The sequence below is a fragment of the Pseudomonas panipatensis genome, assembly GCF_900099785.1.
GTDB classification, from domain to species: domain Bacteria; phylum Pseudomonadota; class Gammaproteobacteria; order Pseudomonadales; family Pseudomonadaceae; genus Pseudomonas; species Pseudomonas panipatensis.
Window position 1 is genome coordinate 13,565 of record NZ_FNDS01000010.1, and the last position, 19,747, is coordinate 33,311.

Below are 19,747 nucleotides of genomic sequence, written 5' to 3' on the forward strand. Positions count from 1 at the left end.
ATGCTTCCCTGACCAGCGAACCACTTACCCGTCCGATAATCGAACATACGACTTGTGAACCACCTAGTTAATTAGCAGGCTAAGAGTATAATCACAACACTTAACAGCGAGATGCTCGGCATGAAGCAACATTCGCAGGCCTCCGGCCTCAGCAGGTTCATCCTGATCGGACTGGGCGTCGTCATCGCCCTGCTCGGCCTCGCCCTGGCCGCCGGCGGCGTACGTCTGGCCAGCCTCGGCGGCAGCTGGTACTTCCTCATCGGCGGCCTGGTCATGGCTCTGTCCGGCCTCCTCGTGGCCCTGCGCAAACCGGCCGGCGCCTGGTTGTTCGGCGTGTTCCTGGCCGGAACCGCGATCTGGGCGCTGGCCGACGCCGGCCTGGCGTTCTGGCCGCTGTTCTCGCGCCTGTTCATGTTCGGCGCCATCGGCCTGGCGGTTACGCTGGCCTACCCGATGCTGGTGCATGCCGCCGGCGGCGCGCCGGGGCGTGGCGCCTACGGCCTGGCCGGGGTCCTGGCGGTCGTACTGGCGCTGGCCGCCGGCAACATGTTCGTCGCCCACCCGAGCGTACCGGCCACCGGCAACGGCCCGGGCCTGACCCCGGTCGACCCGGCCCACGCGCAGAAGGACTGGGCGCACTACGGCAACACCGAGGGCGGCAGTCGCTTCGCCGCGCTGGACCAGATCAACCGCGGCAACGTCGGCAAGCTGCAGGTGGCCTGGACGTACCACACCGGCGATGTCGCCGTCAGCGACGGCAACGGCGCGGAAGACCAGATGACCCCGCTGCAGATCGGCGACAAGGTGTTCATCTGCACCCCGCACAACAACCTCATCGCGCTGGATGCCGATACCGGCAAGCAGCTGTGGAAGAACGAGATCGCCGCCAAGTCCAAGGTCTGGCAGCGCTGCCGTGGCCTGGCCTACTTCGACGCCACCCCGGCCGTGGCCCAGCCGACCCAGCCGGGCAGCTCGCCGGTGATCGCCGCCAGCGTAGCGGCCGGTGCCAACTGCCAACGCCGCCTGCTGACCAACACCATCGATGCGCGGTTGATCGCGGTCGACGCCGACACCGGGGCGTTCTGCCAGGGCTTCGGCAACAACGGCCAGGTCGACCTCAAGGCTGGCCTGGGCGACGTGCCCGACTCCTACTACCAGCTCTCCTCGGCGCCGCTGATGGCCGGCACCACCGTGGTGGTCGGCGGCCGCGTCGCCGATAACGTCCAGACCGACATGCCCGGCGGCGTGATCCGAGGCTTCGACGTGATCACCGGGCAAATGCGCTGGGCCTTCGACCCGGGCAACCCGGCCGACAAGAACGCTCCCGCGCCGGGCAGCACCTACGTGCGCAGCACCCCCAACAGCTGGGCGCCGATGTCCTACGACCCGTCGATGAACACCGTCTTCCTGCCCATGGGCAGCTCCTCCACCGATCTTTACGGGGTCGAGCGCACCGCGCTCAACCACAAGTACGGCGCCTCGATCCTCGCCGTGGACGCCAGCACCGGCGCCGAGAAGTGGGTGTTCCAGACCGTGCACAACGATCTCTGGGACTTCGACCTGCCCATGCAGCCAAGCCTGATCGACTTCACTCAGGCTGACGGCAGCAAGGTGCCCGCCGTGGTCATCGGTACCAAGGCCGGGCAGATCTACGTGCTGGACCGCGCCACCGGCAAACCGCTGACGAAGGTCGAGGAAGTCCCGGTCAAGGCGGCCAACATCCCCAATGAGCCCTACTCGCTGACCCAGCCGAAATCGGTCGGCATGCCGCAGATCGGTGCCCAGACCCTGCACGAATCGGACATGTGGGGGGCCACCCCGTACGACCAACTGCTGTGCCGCATCGACTTCAAGAAGATGCGCTACGACGGTCTCTACACCGCACCGGGCACCGACCTTTCGCTGAGCTTCCCCGGCTCCCTGGGTGGGATGAACTGGGGCAGCCTGTCCACCGACCCGGTGCACGGTTTCATCTTCGTCAACGACATGCGCTTGGGTCTGTGGATCCAGATGATCCCCTCGGCCAACAAGGGCCAGGCCACCTCCGGCGGCGAAGCGCTGAACACCGGCATGGGCGCCGTACCGCTCAAGGGCACCCCCTACGCGGTGAACAAGAACCGCTTCCTCTCGGTCGCCGGCATCCCCTGCCAAGCGCCGCCCTACGGCACGCTCACCGCGATCGACGTGAAGACGCAGAAGATCGCCTGGCAAGTACCGGTGGGCACGGTCGAGGACACCGGCCCGCTGGGCATCCGCATGCACCTGCCGATCCCCATCGGCCTGCCGACCCTCGGCGGCACCCTGTCGACCCAGGGCGGCCTGGTATTCATCGCCGGCACCCAGGACTTCTACCTGCGCGCCTTCGACAGCGGCAACGGCGCGGAAATCTGGAAGGCCCGCCTGCCCGTGGGCAGCCAGGGCGGCCCGATGACCTACGTGTCGCCGAAGACCGGTAAACAGTACATCGTGATCACCGCCGGCGGCGCCCGCCAGTCGACCGACCGCGGCGACTACGTGATGGCCTACGCCCTGCCCTGAATCCGGCGCCCGCCGCTTGGCGGGCATATTCCTGAGGCGCGGCAGCCGCCGCGCCGTTTTTTCGTCCTTCGCGTCATTCCGGGAAGCCTCTCCATGCCATCCCCTCTGCGTAACCGGTGTGCAACCCCACACCTGCTGCCCGGCCTGCTGCTGGGCGCCTGCTGCCTGAATCCGTCCCTGGCCCTGGCTGACGATGCCGACCTGCTCGACCGCCCTACCCTCAGCGGTGACTGGGGCGGCCTGCGCCGCGAACTGGACACCAAGGGCATCCGCTTCACCGGCGACTACAGTGGCGAGACCGTATACAACGCCGACGGCGGCAAGCGGCGCTCGGCGCGCTACTCGCAGAACATCAAGCTCGGCGTGCGCTTCGACCTTGATCGCCTCTACGCTGCGGACAATGCCGGCGTCGTACAACTGACCATCAACGACCGCCGGGGCGGCGACGGCTCCGGCGACCTCATCGGCAACCGCCTGCCGGTGCAGGAGAACTACGGAGGCCTCTATACCCGCCTCACCGAGCTGAGCTACGAACGCACCCTGTTCACCCCGGATCTGGACGTGAAGCTCGGCTACATGGCCATGGGCAACGACCTCGGCGGGCTGGACAGCGGCATCCTCTGCAACTTCATGAACGCCGGCTTCTGCGGTCATCCGCTGGACATGTCCGGCGGCAGCGGCTGGACCAACTACCCCAACGCGCGCCTGGGCGTGGGTCTGAAATACAACTTCACCCCGGCCTGGCAACTGCGCGTGGCGGCGTTCAACGTCGACCCGGAAAGCAACGGCAACTCAAGCCGCGCCTGGCACCTCACACCCAAGCACACCACCGGCACCGTGGTGCCCGTCGAGCTGGTCTACAAGCGCTTCGACGACCTGCCAGGCGAATACAAGCTCGGCTGGTACTACGACAGCTCGGAGGCGAAGCGAATCGGCAGCAACGAGACGGTTTCCGGACGCGGCGGCCACTACCTGCTGGCCGACCAGGCCGTCTGGCATGCCCAGGACCTGCCCGGGCAGAGCCTGCACCTGTTCGGCCAAGCCGCGGTGGCCAGCTCGGCGGCCTCCCCCTTCACCAAGTGGTACAGCGTCGGCGTAGTGCTGCAGCAACCCTTCGCCAGCCGTCCGCGCGACACCCTCGCGCTGGGCTTCGGCCGCGCCGTGCCCAACCCACGCAGTCGCGAGGTGCAGGAACAGACTGCCCAGGCCAACGGCCAGGACTTCCCCAACCTGGATAACGCCGAGCGCCTCGTCGAACTGAGCTATGGCTTCCAAGCCACCCCCTGGCTGCTGCTGCGCCCGGACTTGCAATACATCCTCGAACCGGGCGCCTTCTCCGGTCAGGACATCAGCAATGCACTGGTGCTGGGGCTACAGGTCAAGATGAGCCTCTGAGGCATCCCCGGCGATGGGGCATCCTGAACGCAGTCAGTCCTTTGCTGTTCCCTGATCTCTGTTTCAACTCGGCATGTGCCGCCGGGTCGCCGCCCACAGCAGCAGCGCCAGCAAACTGACCGATGCCCCCAGCAGGCAGACGCCCTGCCAGCCTGCATAGGCGTAGGTAGTAGTCGCACCGATCGCCCCTAGGCCGCTGCCCGTTGCGTAGAACAGCATGTAGATGGCGACCAATCGGCTGCGCGCCTCCGGTCGGGCGCGGAAGATCAGGCTCTGGTTGGTGACGTGCAACGCCTGTCCGCCCATGTCCAGCAACACGATGCCGATCACTAGCGCCCACAGCGACGACGTCATCAGCGATAGCGGCCACCAGGCCAGCAGCAGCATCACGAGCGCCGCCGCAGTGACGCGCTGGGCCAATCCGTTGTCCGCCCATTGCCCGGCACGTGAGGCAGCCAGCGCACCTGCCGCACCCACCAGTCCGAAAGCACCAATGACGCTGTGCGAGAGCGCGAAGGGCGGCGCGCTCAACGGCAGGACCAAAGCACTCCAGAAGATATTGAAGGCAGCGAACATGAGCAGCGCCAGCATGCCCCGGACTTGCAGCACCCGTGTTTCCCGCAACAGCGTCAGCATGGAAGCGATGAGGAGCGGATAGCTCATGGCTGCCGGTGTCGTCGCCAAGATCGGCAGGCGCCGCCATAGCGGTAGTGCAATCGCCAGCATCAGCGCGGCGGCGCAGAAGTACACGCCGCGCCAACCGGCCAGGTCGTTGACGCCGCCAGCGAACACACGGGCCAACAGCAAACCCATGAACACTCCGCCCTGCGCTGCGCCCACCACGCGGCCCTGTTCATGGAGACCGGCGGCGCTAGCGGCATAGGCGATCAGTCCCTGCGTCATCGCCGTGCCCAGCAAACCGACGCCAAGCATGCTGGCCAGCAGCACCGGCGCGGACGAAGCCCAACCCACCGCCGCCAGTGCAGCCACCAGCGCCAGCAATTGCACGGCCATCAAGCGCCGGCGATCCACACGGTCGCCCAAGGGCACCAGCAGCAGCAAGGCCAGCGCGCAGCCGACCTGCGTGGCCGTAATCACGCCGCCGACTGATGCGGGACTGATGTTGAAATCCAGCGCCAATGTGTCCAGCAGTGGCTGCGCGTAATACACGTTGGCGACGCTCAAGCCACTGGCCGCTGCAAACAGCGTCACCAGGCTGCGCTGCATGTCCGCTGGTCGTTCGGACGCCGTGACCTGGTGCGGCGATGTCGTCAAGGAGGAAGCCTTCATGGTCTGCACCTAATTGATCTGGTTTCAAAACGAAACCATTTGAAGGCTAGGCCTTGCAGTTTTAAAATGCAACCGGAAAGACCGCCAATGCCCGATTACCCGGAGATCTCATGCCACATCGCAAGTCCTCCAATGACGAGCCCTGCCCCGTCGCCCGCTCCGTCGATGTCGTTGGCGATCGGTGGTCGTTGCTCATCGTGCGCGATGCGTTCGATGGCATGCGTCGCTTCGGTGACTTCCAGCGCAGCCTGGGCATGGCCCGCAATATCCTGTCCGACCGCCTGCGCAAGCTGGTGGACGCGGGCATCCTGGAGACCCAGGCGGCTTCGGATGGAACGGCTTACCAGGAGTACGTGCTAACGGCCAAGGGAGAGAGCCTGTTTCCCCTCGTGGTCGCGCTACGACAGTGGGGCGAACAGCACCTGTTTGCGCGCAGCGAGCGCCATTCCGAGCTGATTGACAAGCGTACCGGCAGGCCCATTCCATTCATGGCGCCGCAGGCCGAAGATGGTGCCGTGCTGCGACCTGAAGGCACCGAGGTTCGGAAACTTTCGTAGATTCCATCCGCTGCGCCTATTCAACGGTAACGAGGCGTTCTTCGCTGCTCGCCACGAGCGTAGCGATCGCGTCCGCACCCTCCTGGAGACGCTATGGCCGCACTGCGCAAGCATGTGCGTAATGGCCATACCAGCAGTGCGTGGGTCGAGTCATCCGTGACTCGCGGTAACGCGATCCCCCGCCGGTAGCGCGGTGAGCAGCTCACGCAGGTGGCGGGTGACGATCTGCGGTCTTTCCAGCATCAGTTGGTGGCCGCAGCTGGCCAGCACTTCGAACAGGGAACCGGGCAGCAACTCATGCAGCGGGCGGGCGCGTTCGGCGGGGGTCAGGCCGTCGCTGTCGCCAGCGAGAATGCGCACCGGCAGGCGGGTCAGCTCCAGCACCCAGGCCGGCAGTGACAGCAGCGGCCCGTCCAGCGGCAGTTGGACAAGGCCGAAGCCACCAGCCACATCGCCGAGCAACGAGAGCCCCCCACCGCCAGCATCAGGACCTGCAGCTCGGCGTGACGTTGCTCGGCCCCGGCGCGACTGGCGCCAAGAATCGACAGCCCCCCGGCAACACCTTGAGCGACTGTTGCTGGAGGCGGCGCCCGGCGAGCGCGCCGCCTGGTATCAATTACTCGGATTTGAAGCAGTAGACGGCGAGCTTGTTGCCATCCAGATCACGGGCATACGCAGCATAGGCATTGGGCGCCCAGTCGCGCGGACCGGCGGCGCCTTCGTTCTTGCCGCCGGCGCCAAGCGCTGCGTCGTGGAAGGCATGGATCTGTGCCCGGCTCTGCGCCTCGAAGCTGACGGTCACGCCGTTGCCTACGCTGGCAGGTTGGCCGTTCGCGGGCTTGAGCACGAAGAAGGACGGCTTGTCCACGCCCCAGATCGAGCCGTTGTCGCCCAGGTCGGCCAGGCGTTTGAAGCCCAGCTTGCCGAGTGTTTCATCATAGAAGGCGCGCGCCTTGGCCAGATCGTTGGTGCCGACAGTTACGTGGGTGAAGATCGACATGAAAGTCTCCATCGTGGGTTGTTGGGGTGATACAGAGGAACCGCTGCCGGTCGCGGCAGCGGAGTGACGCTTAGAAGTGGATTACCGAACGGATGCTCTTGCCGTCGTGCATCAGCTCGAAGGCCTCGTTGATCTTTTCCAGGCCCATGGTGTGGGTGATGAAGGTGTCGAGCGGAATCTCGCCCTTTTCGGCCTGCGCGACGTAGCTCGGCAGCTCCGTGCGGCCTTTCACGCCACCGAAGGCGCTGCCGCGCCAGACGCGGCCGGTGACCAGTTGGAAAGGCCGCGTGCTGATTTCCGCGCCGGCCGGGGCCACGCCGATGATGGTCGCCTCGCCCCAGCCCTTGTGGCAGCTCTCCAGTGCCGCACGCATCAGTTGCACGTTGCCGATGCACTCGAAGGAATAGTCCACGCCACCGTCGATCATCTCGACGATGACGTCCTGAATCGGCTTGTCATGGTCCTTCGGGTTGACGAAGTCAGTCGCGCCCAGCTCCTTGGCGATCTCGAACTTGGCCGGATTGATGTCGATGGCGATGATGCGCGAGGCCTTGGCCATCCTGGCGCCGATGATCGCCGCCAGGCCGATGCCGCCGAGGCCGAAGACCGCCACGCTGGCGCCCTCCTCCACCTTGGCGGTGTTGAGTACCGCGCCGATGCCGGTGGTCACGCCACAACCGAGCAGGCAGACCTTTTCCAGCGGCGCGTCCTTGGGAATCTTGGCCAGGGAGATTTCCGGCAGCACGGTGTATTCGGAGAAGGTCGAGCAGCCCATGTAGTGGTAGATCGGCTGGCCGTTGTAGGAGAAGCGCGTGGTGCCGTCAGGCATCAGGCCCTTGCCCTGGGTGGCGCGTACCGCCTGGCAGAGGTTGGTCTTGCCGGATTTGCAGAATTTGCACTCGCGGCATTCGGCGGTGTACAGCGGGATCACATGATCGCCGACCTGCAGCGAGGTCACGCCCTCGCCCAGCGCTTCGACGATGCCACCGCCTTCGTGGCCGAGAATGCACGGGAAGACGCCTTCGGAATCCTGGCCGGACAGGGTGTAGGCGTCGGTATGGCACACACCGCTCGCCACTATCCGCACCAGGACTTCACCAGCCTTGGGCGGCTGCACATCGACTTCAACGATCTTCAGCGACTGATTGGGCCCGAAGGCGACAGCCGCGCGCGATTTGATCATGGCAAAGGATACCTATCGTGGTTTTCTCAAGTGTTTGCGCGGGCGTGGGGCTCCCCGGAACATCGCCATTGCCAGGCAATGCTGAGGAAATCCGCACCCGTGCGTTTCTGGTTTATCGCGCTGAGCGCGCCTTCAGCCCGCCAGCATCGCGGGGCCGCGCACCAGGCGCGCGGCGCTGGCGATGTCCGGTGCCAGCCAGCGGTCCTCGTCATAGGGCGGAACCTGCTCGCGCAGCAGCAGCCAGGCAGCCGTGGTTCCCGCGCCGAAGCGCTGTTCCTTGAGGAACTCGAAGGCCTGTGCCGCGAGCAGGTATTCGATGGCGAGCACCTGGGTGGTGTTCTCGATCACCTTGAGCAGCTTGAGTGCCGCGCCGGTACCGAGGCTGAGGTGGTCCTCCTGCAGGGCCGAGGTCACGAAATTGTCGACCACCGCCGGCTGGGCCAACTGGCGGTTCTCGCCGACCAGGGCGGCCGCCACGTACTGCGCGATCATCATTCCCGAGTTGACCCCGGGTTGGCTCACCAGGAAGGCCGGCAGGCCGCTGACCAGGGGATTGATCAGGCGATCCAGGCGCCGCTCGGCCACCCCGGCCAGTTCCGCCAGGGCGATGCTCAGCAGGTCGGCCGCCATCGCCACTGACTCGCCGTGCGGGTTGGCCTGCGACAGCACCCGGTAGCTGTCCGGCGTGCCGACCACGAGCGGGTTGTCGGTCGCCGACGCCAGTTCCGTGTCGATCTGCCGTTCGGCGTGCACCAATTGGTCGCGGCAGGCGCCATGGATCTGCGGGATCGAGCGGATGCTCAAGGCATCCTGGGTGCGAATCCCGCGGCTGCCGGCTATCACTTCGCTGCCCTTCAGCAGCGCGCGAAGATTGGCCCCCACCCGTTGCGCACCGGGATGCGGCTTCAGCGCCAGGACCACCTCGTCGAACGCATCGATCTGTCCGCGCAGGGCCTCGAAACTCATGGCGCCGATGGTGTCCGCCCAATCCGCCAGGTTGAAGGCATCGGCCAGCCCCAGGCAGGCGAGCCCGGTCATGCAGGGCGTCCCGTTGACCAGGCTGATGCCGTCCTTCGCGGTCAGTTCGAGCGGCGCCATCCCGGCCTGGCGCAAGACCGTTTCCGCCGGCATCGTCCGCCCCTGCCAGTTCACCTCGCCAACCCCCAGCAAGGCGACGCCAATGTGCGCCATGTGGGTCAGATAGCCGACCGAGCCCTGCGCCGGAACCACGGGCGTGATGTGCTGATTGAGCAGCTCGACGAGCGCGCGGATCACGCCGGGGCTGATCCCCGAGTGACCGCGGGCGAAGTTGCCGATGGCCGCGCACATGATCGCCCGGGTCTGCTCGACCTTCAGCGGCGCGCCGACGCCACAGGCATGGCTGAGCAAGGTGTTGCGCGACAACTGCGCCAATTGCGCCCCTTCCAGCCGCACCGTGCTGAGGGCGCCGAGGCCGGTGCTGATGCCGTAGGCGCGCTCGCCACTCGCGACTATCCGCTCGACGATGGCACGGGCGTTGTCGATGCGCGCCCAGGTCGAGTCGGCGAGGACCAGCCGAGCGCCATGCCGGGCCACCTGGACGATCTCCCGCCAGGTCAGCGGGCTGTCGCCCAGAATGACGCTTTCAGCGCTCTGCGCCTTCGGATGCCGAGACGCTGAGCGATCCACCAGGCCGCAATCGAGATCCACCGAACTCATTCCGCGCTCCTCATCTGGTGGCTGGAGACGAATTGCCGGAAGCGCTCGGTGGGTAGCCCCTCGAACAACTCGTCGGGCGAGCCTTGCGCATCGATGCGCCCGCCCTGCATGAACACCACCCGGTTGGAGACGTGCCGGGCGAAGCCCATTTCGTGCGTGACGACCAGCATGGTGCGCCCCTCCTCCGCCAGCGCGCGCATGACCTTGAGCACCTCGCCCACCAGCTCCGGGTCGAGTGCCGAGGTCGGCTCGTCGAACAGCATGACCTGCGGGTTCATCGCCAGGGCCCGAGCGATCGCCACGCGCTGCTGCTGACCGCCGGAGAGATGGGCCGGGTAATAGTTGCGCCGCTCGTACAGGCCGACTTTCTGCAGCAGCCTTTCAGCCTCCTCGACGCACTCGGCGTGAGAGCGCTTGAGCACCTGCAGCGGCCCTTCCATGACGTTCTCGATCACCGTCCGGTGCGTCCACAGGTTGAAGCCCTGGAACACCATGCCCAGGCGGCTGCGGATGCGTTCCACCTGGCGCCCATCGCGCGGCGCCTGGCGTCCGTCGCGCAGGCGCTTCATCTCGATGGCTTCGCCGTTGAGGCGGATGCTGCCTTCGTCGGGTGTTTCGAGAAGATTGATGCAGCGCAGGAAGGTGCTCTTGCCGGAGCCGCTGGCACCGAGAATGGACACCACGTCTCCGCGCCTGGCGTCGAGGGAAATACCCTGGAGTACGCGCACGTCTCCATAGGACTTCTGGATATTGGATACCGACAAGGCAATCTCTGGCTGAGCGTTCATACGGAGCCCCGCTGAATGTTCGAATGGTTGATGGCGTCGAGAGGCGCTGTGGCCGCTTCGCCGTCCGAGGGACGCTCGCGCAGGTGGGGCGTCAGGCGATGCTCCAGCCAACCGATGGCCCGCACGATGAGGTAGTTGATGACCAGGTAGATCAGCGCCGCGCAGATGAACACTTCGACGACGCGGTAGGTACGCTGGATGATCTGTTGGGCGACCCCGGTGACGTCCCAGACGGTGATCAGGCTGGCCAGCGCCGTGGCCTTGAGCATGAGGATCGCTTCGGTGGAGTACGCCGGCAGCATCTGGCGCAGGGTGATCGGGGCGATGATCCGCCGCAGCAGCGCCCAGCGAGACATGCCGCAGGCCAGCCCCGCTTCGATCTGTCCGTGCGGGACGCTGAGCAGGCCCCCGCGGATGATCTCGGCGGTGTAGCCGGCCGTGCACAGCGCCAGGGAGACCACCGCGCAGCCATAGGGCGAGCGCAGGACGCCCCAGGCGACGCTGTGGCGGATCAGCGAGAACTGCCCCAGGCCGTAGTAGATCAGGTACATCTGGATGATCAGCGGCGTGCCGCGGAAGATCCAGATGTAGCAGCGCGCCGGCGTGCTCAGCAGCGGCGAGCGGCTGACACGCATGCTGACGATGCCCAGTGACAGCAACAGCCCCAGCGACAGAGAACTGCCAAACAGCGTCAGCGTGGTGGGCAGCGCCGCCAGCAACTTGAGCAAGGTATCGAGTAGGAACGGGAAATCGATCATTTGCGGCTCGCCTGCATCAGTAGCGGATGGGGGTACGTTGTTGCGTGCGGCTCACGCGCGCCTCGGCCAGGTTGAACACCCGCCCCGACAACCCGGTCAGCAGCAGATAGCCAATGCCGCCGATGATGTAGAAGGTGAAGTACTGGCGCGTGGACCCGGCGGCCATCAGGCTGGCGCGCATCAGCTCGACCAGGCCGATGACCGAGATCAGCGACGAGTCCTTCAAGGTCATCTGCCAGACGTTGCCCAGGCCGGGGAGCGAATAGCTCAGTACCTGCGGGAGCAGTACCCGCCTGAAGCGCGTGAAGGGGCTCATGCCGATGGCCAGTGCCGCCTCCAGTTGCCCTCGGGGGATGGCCAGAAACGCCCCGCGATAGACTTCGGCCTGGTACGACCCCGACAGCAGGCCGACCGCGAGCGCGCCTACCCAGAACGGCGGCAGGTCGACGTAACCGGTCTTGCCGAACCAGTGGCCGAGCGCCGAGGCCAGCGTGGCGCCACCGAAATAGAACAGGTAGATGACCAGCAGTTCGGGAATGCCGCGAACCAGCACCAGATACCCATTGCCTAGCCAGCGCAGGCCAAGGCGCCGGGACAGCTTCGCCGCCGCCACCAGGCTGCCGAGCAAGGCCCCGACCAGCAGCGACACCAATGTCAGTACCAGGGTCATGGCGATGGCGCTCAACAGGGTCGAACCCCAACCGCTCTGACCGAAGCCGAGCATCTGCAAGGTTTCCATATACATCTCCTCGTCTCGATCGGCGTGCCGCTGCTGGATCGACCTTGCAGCGACACGTCGATGAATTGCCGAGCCGTCCAGGCAGCTCACCCGCGCAAGGGTCGCCTTGCGGTTCTCCCCGGACGCCTCGATAGCGGCGGGTTCAGGGGGTGATGTCGGCCTTGAACCATTTCTCGGAGAGTTTCTTCACGGTCCCGTCCAGCAGCGCGGCGTTCAGCGCCTCGTCGAACTTGGCTTTCAGCTCGGGCGTGTCCTGGCGGAAACCCAGGGCCTCGCCGGGGCCCCAGATCGGTCCGCCGATCTTGAAGCCGACCATGGCCACCGATTTGTTCTCGGGCTTGTCGAGGGTCGAGAGGAAGAAGGTCACGTCGTCGAAAGCGAAGTCGATGCGCCCGGCCTGCAGGTCAAGGACGTGCTCGCCGGACTTCTTGTATTCGCGGATGCTGGCGATGTCCTTGAAGTTGCTTTCGACGAATTCCGTGTAGGCAGTGCCGGACTGGATGCCCAGGGTCTTGCCGTCGAGGAGACGACGCAGTTTGTCGATATAGGGCTTGTCGGCCTGGGCGTCCCCGGTGAGCTTGATCACCTGGTTGGCCAGGCCCGCCTTGGCGATCAGCTCCGGATCGGCCGCCGCGAGCACGCCCTGGGTGGCGGCGTAGGGTCGGGAGAAGGCGATCACCTTCTCGCGTTCGGGGGTGATGGCGATCGCGTCCATCAGCACGTCGAACTTGCCCGCCTGCAGGCCGGGAATCATCCCGTCCCAGTCCTGGGACTTCAGCGTGCATTGAATCTTGATGCGGGCACAGAGGTCCGCCAGGAGTTCCGGCTCGAAGCCGCCGATCTGCCCGTTCGGCAGCGTCAGGTTCCACGGCTCGTAGGCCGCCTCGGTGGCGATGGTGACAGCGGTCCACTCCTTGGCCTGAGTCGCCGACATGCACAACCAGGTAGCGCCGACGAGGGCAAACCTGGCTGCTTTCACTAACGCGTTGCTTTTTGTTGTTGTCATATCTGCTCCCCGTTGCACGTTGACGGGATTGTTAGTGCCTCTCCGCACCTATCGGAGAGGCTTGTCTTGGCGGCACGCGATCCTGAGCGTCTGGCTCAGCTGGCGCGCCCGTAGAAACCGAGGCTTTCCTCCGTACTGAACATCACGTCCTGCTTCTCGTAGTAGGAGAAGATCGCAATCAGGCGTTCCCGCGGCCCTTGTACGGGGGTCACCCGGTGCAGGGAGTTGACGCCACGAAACACGTTCAGGGTGCCGGCTTCCAGCGTCAGGGTCTTGATCGCCGGATCGCGCCCGTCCAGCACGTCCGCGATGCCGTCGTAGTTGGGGTTGTCGGCGGAACGCAGATTGCTGCGGTACTGGAACTTGCCGCCCTCCAGGGGCTCTTGCAGCAACAGCGTCGTGGTGAACTCGCTTCTGTCGAAGTGCCAGTTCAGCGCTTCGCCGTCGCGGTAGCCCATGACGTTCACGCGTGCCAGCGGGTCCTTCATCATGTGCAGCGAGGGCTTGCCCATCACCGCCGCGATAAAGCGCAGCAGCGGCGGGTATTCGTAGATGGCCAGCACGACGCTCTTTTCCAACTGGTCGGCGCACAGCGTGTGGTTGGTCGACTCCACCTCGCGCAAGGCAGGATGGTCCGGCGCCAGTTCCTTGAAATCCGGCAGGAAGTAAATGTTGTGCCGACGCGAGTGCGTGTGCGACTGGCTGTCCATCTTCGGCTTCAGTTGCGCCACGGCCTGCTCGATGGCCTGCGGCTTCATCAACTGCTTGAGGTTGAACATGCCGGTCTCTTGCAGCTCTGCCGCCGCTCGATCGACGGCGGCCTGCCACTCGGGGCTAGCTTCCCGATCCAACGGATAGCGGTCCAAATCGAGGATGTCTTTCATCAGTGCCTCCCTAGTCAGTGAGGCATGAACGTAACGTGAGAAAAACTTTGTCACAACGGCATTAATTGTTAGCTTACCCTTAGAAAATCTTTCGAAGGAACCATTCATGGATCGGCTTCCCCCCCTCAATGCCGTCAAGGCCTTCGAGGTCGCCGCGCGCATGGGCAGCTTCGTGCTGGCGGCCGCGGAACTCGGCGTTTCCGCGGCGGCGGTCAGTCAGCAGGTCAGGCACCTGGAGCAGTTCCTGGAGCGCAAGCTGTTCGTGCGCGCGGGCAACCGGATCACGCTCACCGATGCCGGGCACGCGATCTTTCCGCAGACGTCCCGCGCGCTGAACGACATCGCGGCCATGACCACGCGCATCCTCGAAGGGGATCTGCACTCCCGGCGGCTGGTCATCAGCCTGCCGTTCTCCCTGGCGGAACCCTGGCTCGCTCCCAAGCTGTCGGCCCTGCTGGAGGTCTATCCGCATCTCGCGATCGACATCCGGGTGGAAGACGATCCGGTGGACCTCGTCCGCCACGACATCGACATCCGCGTCAGCTACGGCGACTACCACTACCCCGGCCTGGAAGCCGTCCATCTGGTGCGCGACGAGGCGCTCCCGGTCTGTACCCCCGAGTTCTGGGCGACCCACGGCAACGACACCTTCAACCTCACGCAGATCCCGCAGAACCTGTTCATCCATACCCACTGGGGCGCCAGCTATGCCTCCGGGCCCACCTGGCACGACTGGTTCTCGCTGATCGCCAGCAACTACTACCCCGACCCGAAGCAGGGCGTGCGCTGCGGCCTGTCGAGCCTGTCGGTTTCGCTGGCACGCCTTGGCCTCGGCATTGCCCTGGGCCACCGGCTCATCGCCCAGGCCGACCTCGACGCCGGGCGGCTGATCGCCTTGTCGCCGGTGTCCCTGCCCTTGGGCCATCCTTACTGCGCCTTTGTGCCTGCCGCCAAGAAGAGTCGCAAAGACATCAACCTGATGATGGGGCTACTCCGCTAGCCGTAGCCGCAGCGGCGGCGCGCCTGCGCTCAGGCTTGCCTGACGATGTCGACCGAGATCTCCACCGCCGCAAGCGTTCCTCTGTTCTCCAGCCAGTGGGTGGTGTTCCGATCCTCGGGCCAGCCCACGCCGGGGCCATAGTCTGTGGCGACACCATTGCGATGGTCGGTGATGGTGCCCTGCAGGATGTAGACGGTGCCCGGCCTGTCTATGTGGTCGTGAACCGGCCCGAAGACGCCGCCGGGTTCGATGGTCACCATGCGCATCCTGAGTTGGCGCCCTGCCATGCCCTCGATTTCCGGGCCAAGGTCGACCGTCGCCAGTAACTGCACCGTGACCCCCTTGGTTTCAGGGGCTGCCTGTTCGTTATTCATCGTGTGCGCCTCTCTCTGCCTGCGGGGCCTACCCATCAGTAGAGACCCGGATGGAGTTGCGGCCAAGTGTTGCGCAACGACTGGCCTGCCGCCGGTCGCGAAGGGCTGCGTTACCGTTCACAGGCGTGGCTGGCCAGCGGCGAGCCGAGAGGCGCCCCGGCAGCGATTCGATGGCGCGCCCCGCCCGACCTCGATCAATACAGCAGATAGGGTGCGCGGCGCGCCCGGAAAGCGCCGAGGTCATCCTGCCAGCGGGCGACGATGGCGTGCGGGTCGGCGCCGGAACGGATGGCCGCCACCACCGCGGCCGAGCCGATCCCGCCCAGCGTGTCGTCCAGCTTGAACGCCTTGGGGTACAGCCGATGCAGCGCGGCGGCCAGCTCCACGCCCAGGGCCGGCGAATCCAGCGTATTGCGATCGCTCAGCGTGATGCGCACGCCCTGGCAGGTCTGGCCATGGTAAGGACCGCTATCGGGGCGGAAAGACACCGGGGAGAAGCTCGCCCCCGGCATGCGCCGCGCCGCCAGGTACTGGCTCAACTGGCGGGCGTCGATCCAGGGCGCGCCGACTTGCTCGAACGGGCTGTCCGTGCCCCGGCCGACGCTGACGTTGGCGCCCTCGATCATGCCGACCCCCGGATAAAGCGCCGTCTGCCTGAGGCTGCGCAGGTTGGGCGACGGGTTGACCCAGGCCAGTCCCGTGTCGTCGAACCAGTCGCGCCGCGCATAGCCACGCATGGGGACGACATGCAGGTCGGCATGGATGGCCGCCTCCCGGTTGTAGAAGCCGGCCAGCTCGCCCAGGGTCATGCCGGGGCGGACCGGAATCGGCCAATAGCCGGTGAACGAAGTCCGCTCCGCATCGAGCAGCGGGCCCTGGACCGTCGCGCCGGTGATCGGATCGGGCCGGTCCAGCACCCAGATCGGGATGCCCTTCCGCGCCGCCGCCTCCATGGCATAGGCCAGCGTGGTGCCGTAGGTGTAGAAGCGCGCGCCGGCATCCTGGATGTCGAATACCAGGGCGTCGATGCCAGCGAGCATGGCATCGCTCGGCCGTCGCGTATCCCCGTACAGACTGTAGACCGGCAGGCCGCTGGAGGGCTCGGCGCCCGAGGCGACCTTCTCGTCCAGCGTGCCGGACAGGCCGTGCTCCGGGCTGAACAGAGCGACCAGCCTCACCCCGGGAGCGGCGCGCAGCAGGTCGATGTTGCGCCGGCCCTTGCGATCGATCCCGGTCTGGTTGGTGATGAGCCCGACGCGTAGACCGCGCAGTGGCGCGAAGCCCTGCTCGGCCAGGACGTCCAGGCCGGTTTCGACCACCTGCCGGGCGCTGGCGTAGCGGGCCAGCGCTGGCCTGGCGGCGGCGATGTCGGCATCGCTGAGCGGTCCGAGCGCGGCACCGAGCGCCTCGGCCACGCGGTCGCGCAGCGGCCCGGCGTCGCCGCCGCCGTCGGGATGGACGCGGTTGCTGAGGAGAATCACATAGAGCCGGGAGACCGGGTCGATCCACAGCGAGGTGCCGGTGTAGCCGGTGTGCCCGTAGGCGCCGACCGGCGCCAGGGTGTCGCGGTCGCTCGCGAAGGGCGCGCCTATGTCCCAGCCGAGGCCGCGCAGGCGCACCTGGCCCGTCGGCGATTGCGGCAGGGTCATGGCCTCGACGCTGGCAGGGCTCAGCACACGCACGCCGTTCAACGTGCCGCCGGCCAGCAGCATGCGAGCGAAGCGCGCCAAGTCATCGGCGGTCGAGAACACCCCGGCGTGCCCCGCCACCCCGCCCATGCGCCAGGCGCTCGGGTCATGCACCGCCCCTTGCCGACCACTCACGGTCGGCGCGATGCGCGGCGACGGTGGCGGCAGGAAGCCGGTGTCGCGCATGCCCAGCGGCGCGAAAATATGCGTCCGGCAATAGCGTTCGAGGGGCTCGCCCGAGACGCGTTCGACCAGTTCGCCGAGGACCTCGAAATTGATGTCGCTATAGCGGAAAGCTGTGCCCGGAGGATCGCTGGGGCGGACCGAGAGGATCCGTTCGCGCGCGGCGGCACGGCCCACCCACTGGTGGCTCAGGTCCAGATCGGCCGGCAGGCCGGAGTAATGGGTGAGCAACTGGCGCAGGCTGATCGCCGCCTTGCCGTTCTCGGCGAAGCCGGGCCAGTAACGGGCAGCCGGGGCATCGAGGTCGAGCCGGCCCTGCTCGACCAGTTGCATGACCGCGGTGGTGGTGGCCACGACCTTGGTGAGCGAAGCCAGATCGAAGATCGTGTCCGCGGTCATCGGCAGATGCTCGGGGCGCACCTCGCGCTCGCCGTAGGCGGCGCGGTAATAGACCCCGTCTGCGCCACCGATCTCCACCACCGCCCCCGGCAGATGTCCGGCGCCGATCTCATCCTCGACGATGCCGGCGATGCGTTGCAGGGCGCGCGGTTCCGGCACCCGGGCGAAGGCCGGCAAGGCAGCGCTCAGGGCGAGCAGCAGGACGAGCCAGCGGGTCATGGCTGTCCGTCCTCCTTCAGGCCGGCCGTGCCGTAGCTGTTGTGCGGGTTCCAGAGCATCCAGCCATCGCTGCCGAAGGCCTCGGCACCGTCGATCTGCGCGCGGATCTGGGCGGCGCCGAAGCTCCGGTGGTCGAAGGCGTAATCGCGAAAAGCCTGCAGCCAGGGTCTGAAGCGCACGCTCGGCAAGCCGGTGCGCTTGCGCGCGTTCTGCAAGGACAGTTCGACGATTTCACGGGGGACGGCCACCGGGTTGTGGTAGCCGGGAATGCCGAATTGAAAACCCGACGGATAAAGCATGGGTGACAGGTAATCCACGTACTGCACCAAATCCTCCAGGCGCTGACCGATACCGGTATCGTCCTGGTTCCAGAGCACATAGCCGAAGATGTCCGCGGCGAGGAACACATTATACGGAGCCAGACGGCGCTGGGCCGCCGCCAGGAAACCGTTGATCGCCTCGACCCGGTTGGCCTGGGTGGGCGGCCTGGCGAACACCAGGCCCGGGTGGTCCGGCAGGCGCAGGTAGTCGAATTGGATTTCATCGAAACCCAGACGCGCCGCTTCCTCGGCTACGTCCAGCACATAGTTGCGCACCTCGGGACGAAACGGGTCGATCCAGGCCAGTCCCTCGCGGTCGGTGTAGAGCGCGCCCTTGGGACTGTGCACGGCCCACTCCGGGTGGCTGCGGGCGATTGGATCGTCCTTGAACGCCACGACCCGGGCCACCAGGTAAATACCCTGGGCGTGCAATTGGGCAATCAGCGCGGGCATGTCGCGCACCGTGATCGTCGACTGAGCGCCGCTCTCCACCGCCAGGGGCACGCTGCTGCGATAGGGAATGCGCCCGCGGTCACCCTTGACGTCAATCACCAGGGCGTTTAGCTCGGTGCTGGCGATGAGCCTCAGGGCGGCGCCGCGCAGGCTCTGGCTGCCGATGCCGTAGAAGGACAGGTACAGCGCCTTGGGACGGAACGGCGTGAGCCGGGCCGTTTGCTGGCGCGGCGTCGACGTGTCGTCCTTCAGTTCCAGCCGCCGGTAGCCCGGCGCCCTGACGCCCAGCGTCTGCGCCGGCTGCGCCAGAACCAGCCGGCCGCCGGCATCGGTCGTCGCGGTCTTTGCGCCCAGCGTGACGATGGCAGCGGCGATCGGCCGCCCGGTATCGGCGTCCAGCACCTGGAGTTCGGCGATGCTGGCCTGCGCCGCAGCGGCCAAGGCCAGCAGCGCGGCCAGACACCCCCAGTGCGCGGGCATGCTCTTCATCGTCCCTCCTCGCGCTCGCCGTCGGCCAGGCGCAGGATGGCGGCGAACGCCTTAGCGTCGACCGCGTCGGTGATCAGGTAGCGCGGCAGCGCCATCGGGTCGTCGCCCCGACGCGCCGGCCGGTGCTCCAGGGTGAAGGCGGCGACATAGCCGGCCGCCGCCGCGTGGCTCTCCAGCTCGGCATCCCACAAGCCGAATGGCCAGGCCAGAAGATCGACCGGGCGCCCCAGGCGCTGCCTGAGCACCGCCCGCGATCGGATCAGTTGGTCATCGACCAGATGCGCGTAGGCATCCGCACTGAGCTGGCGGCGCTCGCGGAGAAAGTTGGGGTGCCAATAGGTGTGCGACTGGATGTCGAACAGACCGCTGTCGCGCAGTTCGGCCAGTTGCGCCCAGGTCATGGCATAGCTGGCATTGCTGATCGCCGAGGGATAGATGAACAGGGTGATCGGCAGATGGCGGCGCTGGACGATGGGATACATCACCCGATAGACAGACGCGTGGCCGTCATCGGCGCTGATCGCCAGCGCGCGCGGCGGCGGCTCTGGCGCGCGCCCGGCGAGGTAGTCCAGCACCTGCCGAAGCGGGATCACCCGGTAGCCGCCCGCCTCGATCTGCTCGAGCTGCGCCTCGAAGGCCGCCGTGCGCACGGTCATGCTGTCCACCGCTTGCGGCGCAAAACGGTGATAGACCAGGACGGGGAACTGACGGGCATGGACGAGGAACGGCAAGAGCATGGCCAGCAAACACACCAGGCTTAGGAAGCAATGCCGGAGTTTCATGCGC

At 66.4% G+C, this 19,747-nt stretch carries 18 protein-coding genes; 4 read left to right on the forward strand and 14 right to left on the reverse strand.

Annotation, left to right across the window (positions count from 1 at the left end; all coding sequences use genetic code 11):
* The first annotated feature begins 120 nt into the window (after positions 1–120).
* Together BLQ74_RS21255 and BLQ74_RS21260 are read left to right on the forward strand one after the other, a co-directional pair.
* The gene (locus tag BLQ74_RS21255) at positions 121–2,538 is read left to right on the forward strand and encodes a glucose/quinate/shikimate family membrane-bound PQQ-dependent dehydrogenase (RefSeq protein ID WP_090266422.1); all 2,418 of its coding nucleotides are present in this window, start codon (positions 121–123) and stop codon (positions 2,536–2,538) included.
* A gap of 93 nt (positions 2,539–2,631) precedes the next feature.
* On the forward strand, positions 2,632–3,933 hold the full coding sequence (locus BLQ74_RS21260) for a carbohydrate porin (protein WP_090266062.1): 1,302 nt from the start codon (positions 2,632–2,634) through the stop codon (positions 3,931–3,933).
* Between the two features lie 63 nt (positions 3,934–3,996).
* Here BLQ74_RS21260 and BLQ74_RS21265 read toward each other — a convergent pair whose 3' ends face one another.
* On the reverse strand, positions 3,997–5,223 hold the full coding sequence (locus BLQ74_RS21265) for an MFS transporter (protein ID WP_090266064.1): 1,227 nt from the start codon (positions 5,221–5,223) through the stop codon (positions 3,997–3,999).
* A gap of 110 nt (positions 5,224–5,333) precedes the next feature.
* Here BLQ74_RS21265 and BLQ74_RS21270 point away from each other — a divergent pair, with 110 nt between their 5' ends.
* The gene (locus BLQ74_RS21270) at positions 5,334–5,780 is read left to right on the forward strand and encodes a winged helix-turn-helix transcriptional regulator (RefSeq protein ID WP_090266066.1); all 447 of its coding nucleotides are present in this window, start codon (positions 5,334–5,336) and stop codon (positions 5,778–5,780) included.
* 150 nt (positions 5,781–5,930) lie between these two features.
* Here the strand turns inward: BLQ74_RS21270 and BLQ74_RS21275 are convergent, their stop codons facing one another.
* The 9 genes from BLQ74_RS21275 to BLQ74_RS21315 all read right to left on the reverse strand — a co-directional run bounded on the left by BLQ74_RS21275 (position 5,931) and on the right by BLQ74_RS21315 (position 13,836).
* Positions 5,931–6,242 carry an alpha/beta fold hydrolase gene (locus tag BLQ74_RS21275; RefSeq protein ID WP_090266068.1) on the reverse strand — a complete coding sequence of 104 codons (312 nt, stop codon included), beginning with the start codon at positions 6,240–6,242 and terminating at the stop codon, positions 5,931–5,933.
* Between the two features lie 154 nt (positions 6,243–6,396).
* Positions 6,397–6,780: a VOC family protein gene (locus BLQ74_RS21280; RefSeq protein ID WP_090266071.1), complete on the reverse strand. Its 384-nt coding sequence runs from the start codon at positions 6,778–6,780 to the stop codon at positions 6,397–6,399.
* Between the two features lie 70 nt (positions 6,781–6,850).
* Positions 6,851–7,963, reverse strand: a complete 1,113-nt coding sequence (locus BLQ74_RS21285; protein ID WP_090266074.1) for an S-(hydroxymethyl)glutathione dehydrogenase/class III alcohol dehydrogenase — start codon at positions 7,961–7,963, stop codon at positions 6,851–6,853.
* Positions 7,964–8,095: 132 nt separating this feature from the next.
* On the reverse strand, positions 8,096–9,661 hold the full coding sequence (gene hutH / locus BLQ74_RS21290) for a histidine ammonia-lyase (RefSeq protein WP_090266075.1): 1,566 nt from the start codon (positions 9,659–9,661) through the stop codon (positions 8,096–8,098).
* Entirely contained in the window at positions 9,658–10,449 is a 792-nt protein-coding gene (locus BLQ74_RS21295; protein ID WP_090266077.1) for an ABC transporter ATP-binding protein, read from the reverse strand. The genes hutH and BLQ74_RS21295 overlap by 4 nt, the downstream gene beginning before the upstream one ends.
* Positions 10,446–11,207 carry an ABC transporter permease gene (locus tag BLQ74_RS21300; protein ID WP_090266079.1) on the reverse strand — a complete coding sequence of 254 codons (762 nt, stop codon included), beginning with the start codon at positions 11,205–11,207 and terminating at the stop codon, positions 10,446–10,448. The genes BLQ74_RS21295 and BLQ74_RS21300 overlap by 4 nt, the downstream gene beginning before the upstream one ends.
* Positions 11,208–11,223: 16 nt before the next feature.
* Positions 11,224–11,946: an ABC transporter permease gene (locus tag BLQ74_RS21305; protein WP_090266082.1), complete on the reverse strand. Its 723-nt coding sequence runs from the start codon at positions 11,944–11,946 to the stop codon at positions 11,224–11,226.
* Between the two features lie 142 nt (positions 11,947–12,088).
* On the reverse strand, positions 12,089–12,880 hold the full coding sequence (locus BLQ74_RS21310; RefSeq protein ID WP_212633152.1) for a transporter substrate-binding domain-containing protein: 792 nt from the start codon (positions 12,878–12,880) through the stop codon (positions 12,089–12,091).
* Between the two features lie 167 nt (positions 12,881–13,047).
* Entirely contained in the window at positions 13,048–13,836 is a 789-nt protein-coding gene (locus tag BLQ74_RS21315) for a HalD/BesD family halogenase (protein ID WP_090266090.1), read from the reverse strand.
* Between the two features lie 106 nt (positions 13,837–13,942).
* Here BLQ74_RS21315 and BLQ74_RS21320 point away from each other — a divergent pair, with 106 nt between their 5' ends.
* The gene (locus tag BLQ74_RS21320; RefSeq protein ID WP_090266095.1) at positions 13,943–14,836 is read left to right on the forward strand and encodes a LysR substrate-binding domain-containing protein; all 894 of its coding nucleotides are present in this window, start codon (positions 13,943–13,945) and stop codon (positions 14,834–14,836) included.
* 29 nt (positions 14,837–14,865) lie between these two features.
* Here the strand turns inward: BLQ74_RS21320 and BLQ74_RS21325 are convergent, their stop codons facing one another.
* The 4 genes from BLQ74_RS21325 to BLQ74_RS21340 form a co-directional block, all read right to left on the reverse strand.
* Positions 14,866–15,210: a cupin domain-containing protein gene (locus BLQ74_RS21325; protein WP_090266098.1), complete on the reverse strand. Its 345-nt coding sequence runs from the start codon at positions 15,208–15,210 to the stop codon at positions 14,866–14,868.
* A 194-nt stretch (positions 15,211–15,404) separates the two neighbouring features.
* Positions 15,405–17,699: an exo-beta-N-acetylmuramidase NamZ domain-containing protein gene (locus BLQ74_RS21330; protein WP_090266101.1), complete on the reverse strand. Its 2,295-nt coding sequence runs from the start codon at positions 17,697–17,699 to the stop codon at positions 15,405–15,407.
* Positions 17,696–18,961, reverse strand: a complete 1,266-nt coding sequence (locus tag BLQ74_RS21335; protein WP_212633153.1) for a putative glycoside hydrolase — start codon at positions 18,959–18,961, stop codon at positions 17,696–17,698. Before BLQ74_RS21335 ends, BLQ74_RS21330 begins: the two co-directional genes overlap by 4 nt.
* A complete protein-coding gene (locus BLQ74_RS21340; protein WP_090266104.1) occupies positions 18,958–19,743 on the reverse strand; it encodes a polysaccharide deacetylase family protein in 786 nt (261 codons plus the stop codon). The genes BLQ74_RS21335 and BLQ74_RS21340 overlap by 4 nt, the downstream gene beginning before the upstream one ends.
* Between the last annotated feature and the right edge of the window lie 4 nt (positions 19,744–19,747).

Coding starts and splice junctions, on each gene's coding strand:
- BLQ74_RS21255 (WP_090266422.1), top strand. CDS start 121: ATGAAGCAACATTCGCAGGCCTCCGGCCTCAGCAGGTTCATCCTGATC.
- BLQ74_RS21260 (WP_090266062.1), top strand. CDS start 2,632: ATGCCATCCCCTCTGCGTAACCGGTGTGCAACCCCACACCTGCTGCCC.
- BLQ74_RS21265 (WP_090266064.1), bottom strand. CDS start 5,223: ATGAAGGCTTCCTCCTTGACGACATCGCCGCACCAGGTCACGGCGTCC.
- BLQ74_RS21270 (WP_090266066.1), top strand. CDS start 5,334: ATGCCACATCGCAAGTCCTCCAATGACGAGCCCTGCCCCGTCGCCCGC.
- BLQ74_RS21280 (WP_090266071.1), bottom strand. CDS start 6,780: ATGTCGATCTTCACCCACGTAACTGTCGGCACCAACGATCTGGCCAAG.
- BLQ74_RS21285 (WP_090266074.1), bottom strand. CDS start 7,963: ATGATCAAATCGCGCGCGGCTGTCGCCTTCGGGCCCAATCAGTCGCTG.
- hutH (WP_090266075.1), bottom strand. CDS start 9,661: ATGAGTTCGGTGGATCTCGATTGCGGCCTGGTGGATCGCTCAGCGTCT.
- BLQ74_RS21295 (WP_090266077.1), bottom strand. CDS start 10,449: ATGAACGCTCAGCCAGAGATTGCCTTGTCGGTATCCAATATCCAGAAG.
- BLQ74_RS21300 (WP_090266079.1), bottom strand. CDS start 11,207: ATGATCGATTTCCCGTTCCTACTCGATACCTTGCTCAAGTTGCTGGCG.
- BLQ74_RS21305 (WP_090266082.1), bottom strand. CDS start 11,946: ATGGAAACCTTGCAGATGCTCGGCTTCGGTCAGAGCGGTTGGGGTTCG.
- BLQ74_RS21310 (WP_212633152.1), bottom strand. CDS start 12,880: ATGTCGGCGACTCAGGCCAAGGAGTGGACCGCTGTCACCATCGCCACC.
- BLQ74_RS21315 (WP_090266090.1), bottom strand. CDS start 13,836: ATGAAAGACATCCTCGATTTGGACCGCTATCCGTTGGATCGGGAAGCT.
- BLQ74_RS21320 (WP_090266095.1), top strand. CDS start 13,943: ATGGATCGGCTTCCCCCCCTCAATGCCGTCAAGGCCTTCGAGGTCGCC.
- BLQ74_RS21325 (WP_090266098.1), bottom strand. CDS start 15,210: ATGAATAACGAACAGGCAGCCCCTGAAACCAAGGGGGTCACGGTGCAG.
- BLQ74_RS21330 (WP_090266101.1), bottom strand. CDS start 17,699: ATGACCCGCTGGCTCGTCCTGCTGCTCGCCCTGAGCGCTGCCTTGCCG.
- BLQ74_RS21335 (WP_212633153.1), bottom strand. CDS start 18,961: ATGAAGAGCATGCCCGCGCACTGGGGGTGTCTGGCCGCGCTGCTGGCC.
- BLQ74_RS21340 (WP_090266104.1), bottom strand. CDS start 19,743: ATGAAACTCCGGCATTGCTTCCTAAGCCTGGTGTGTTTGCTGGCCATG.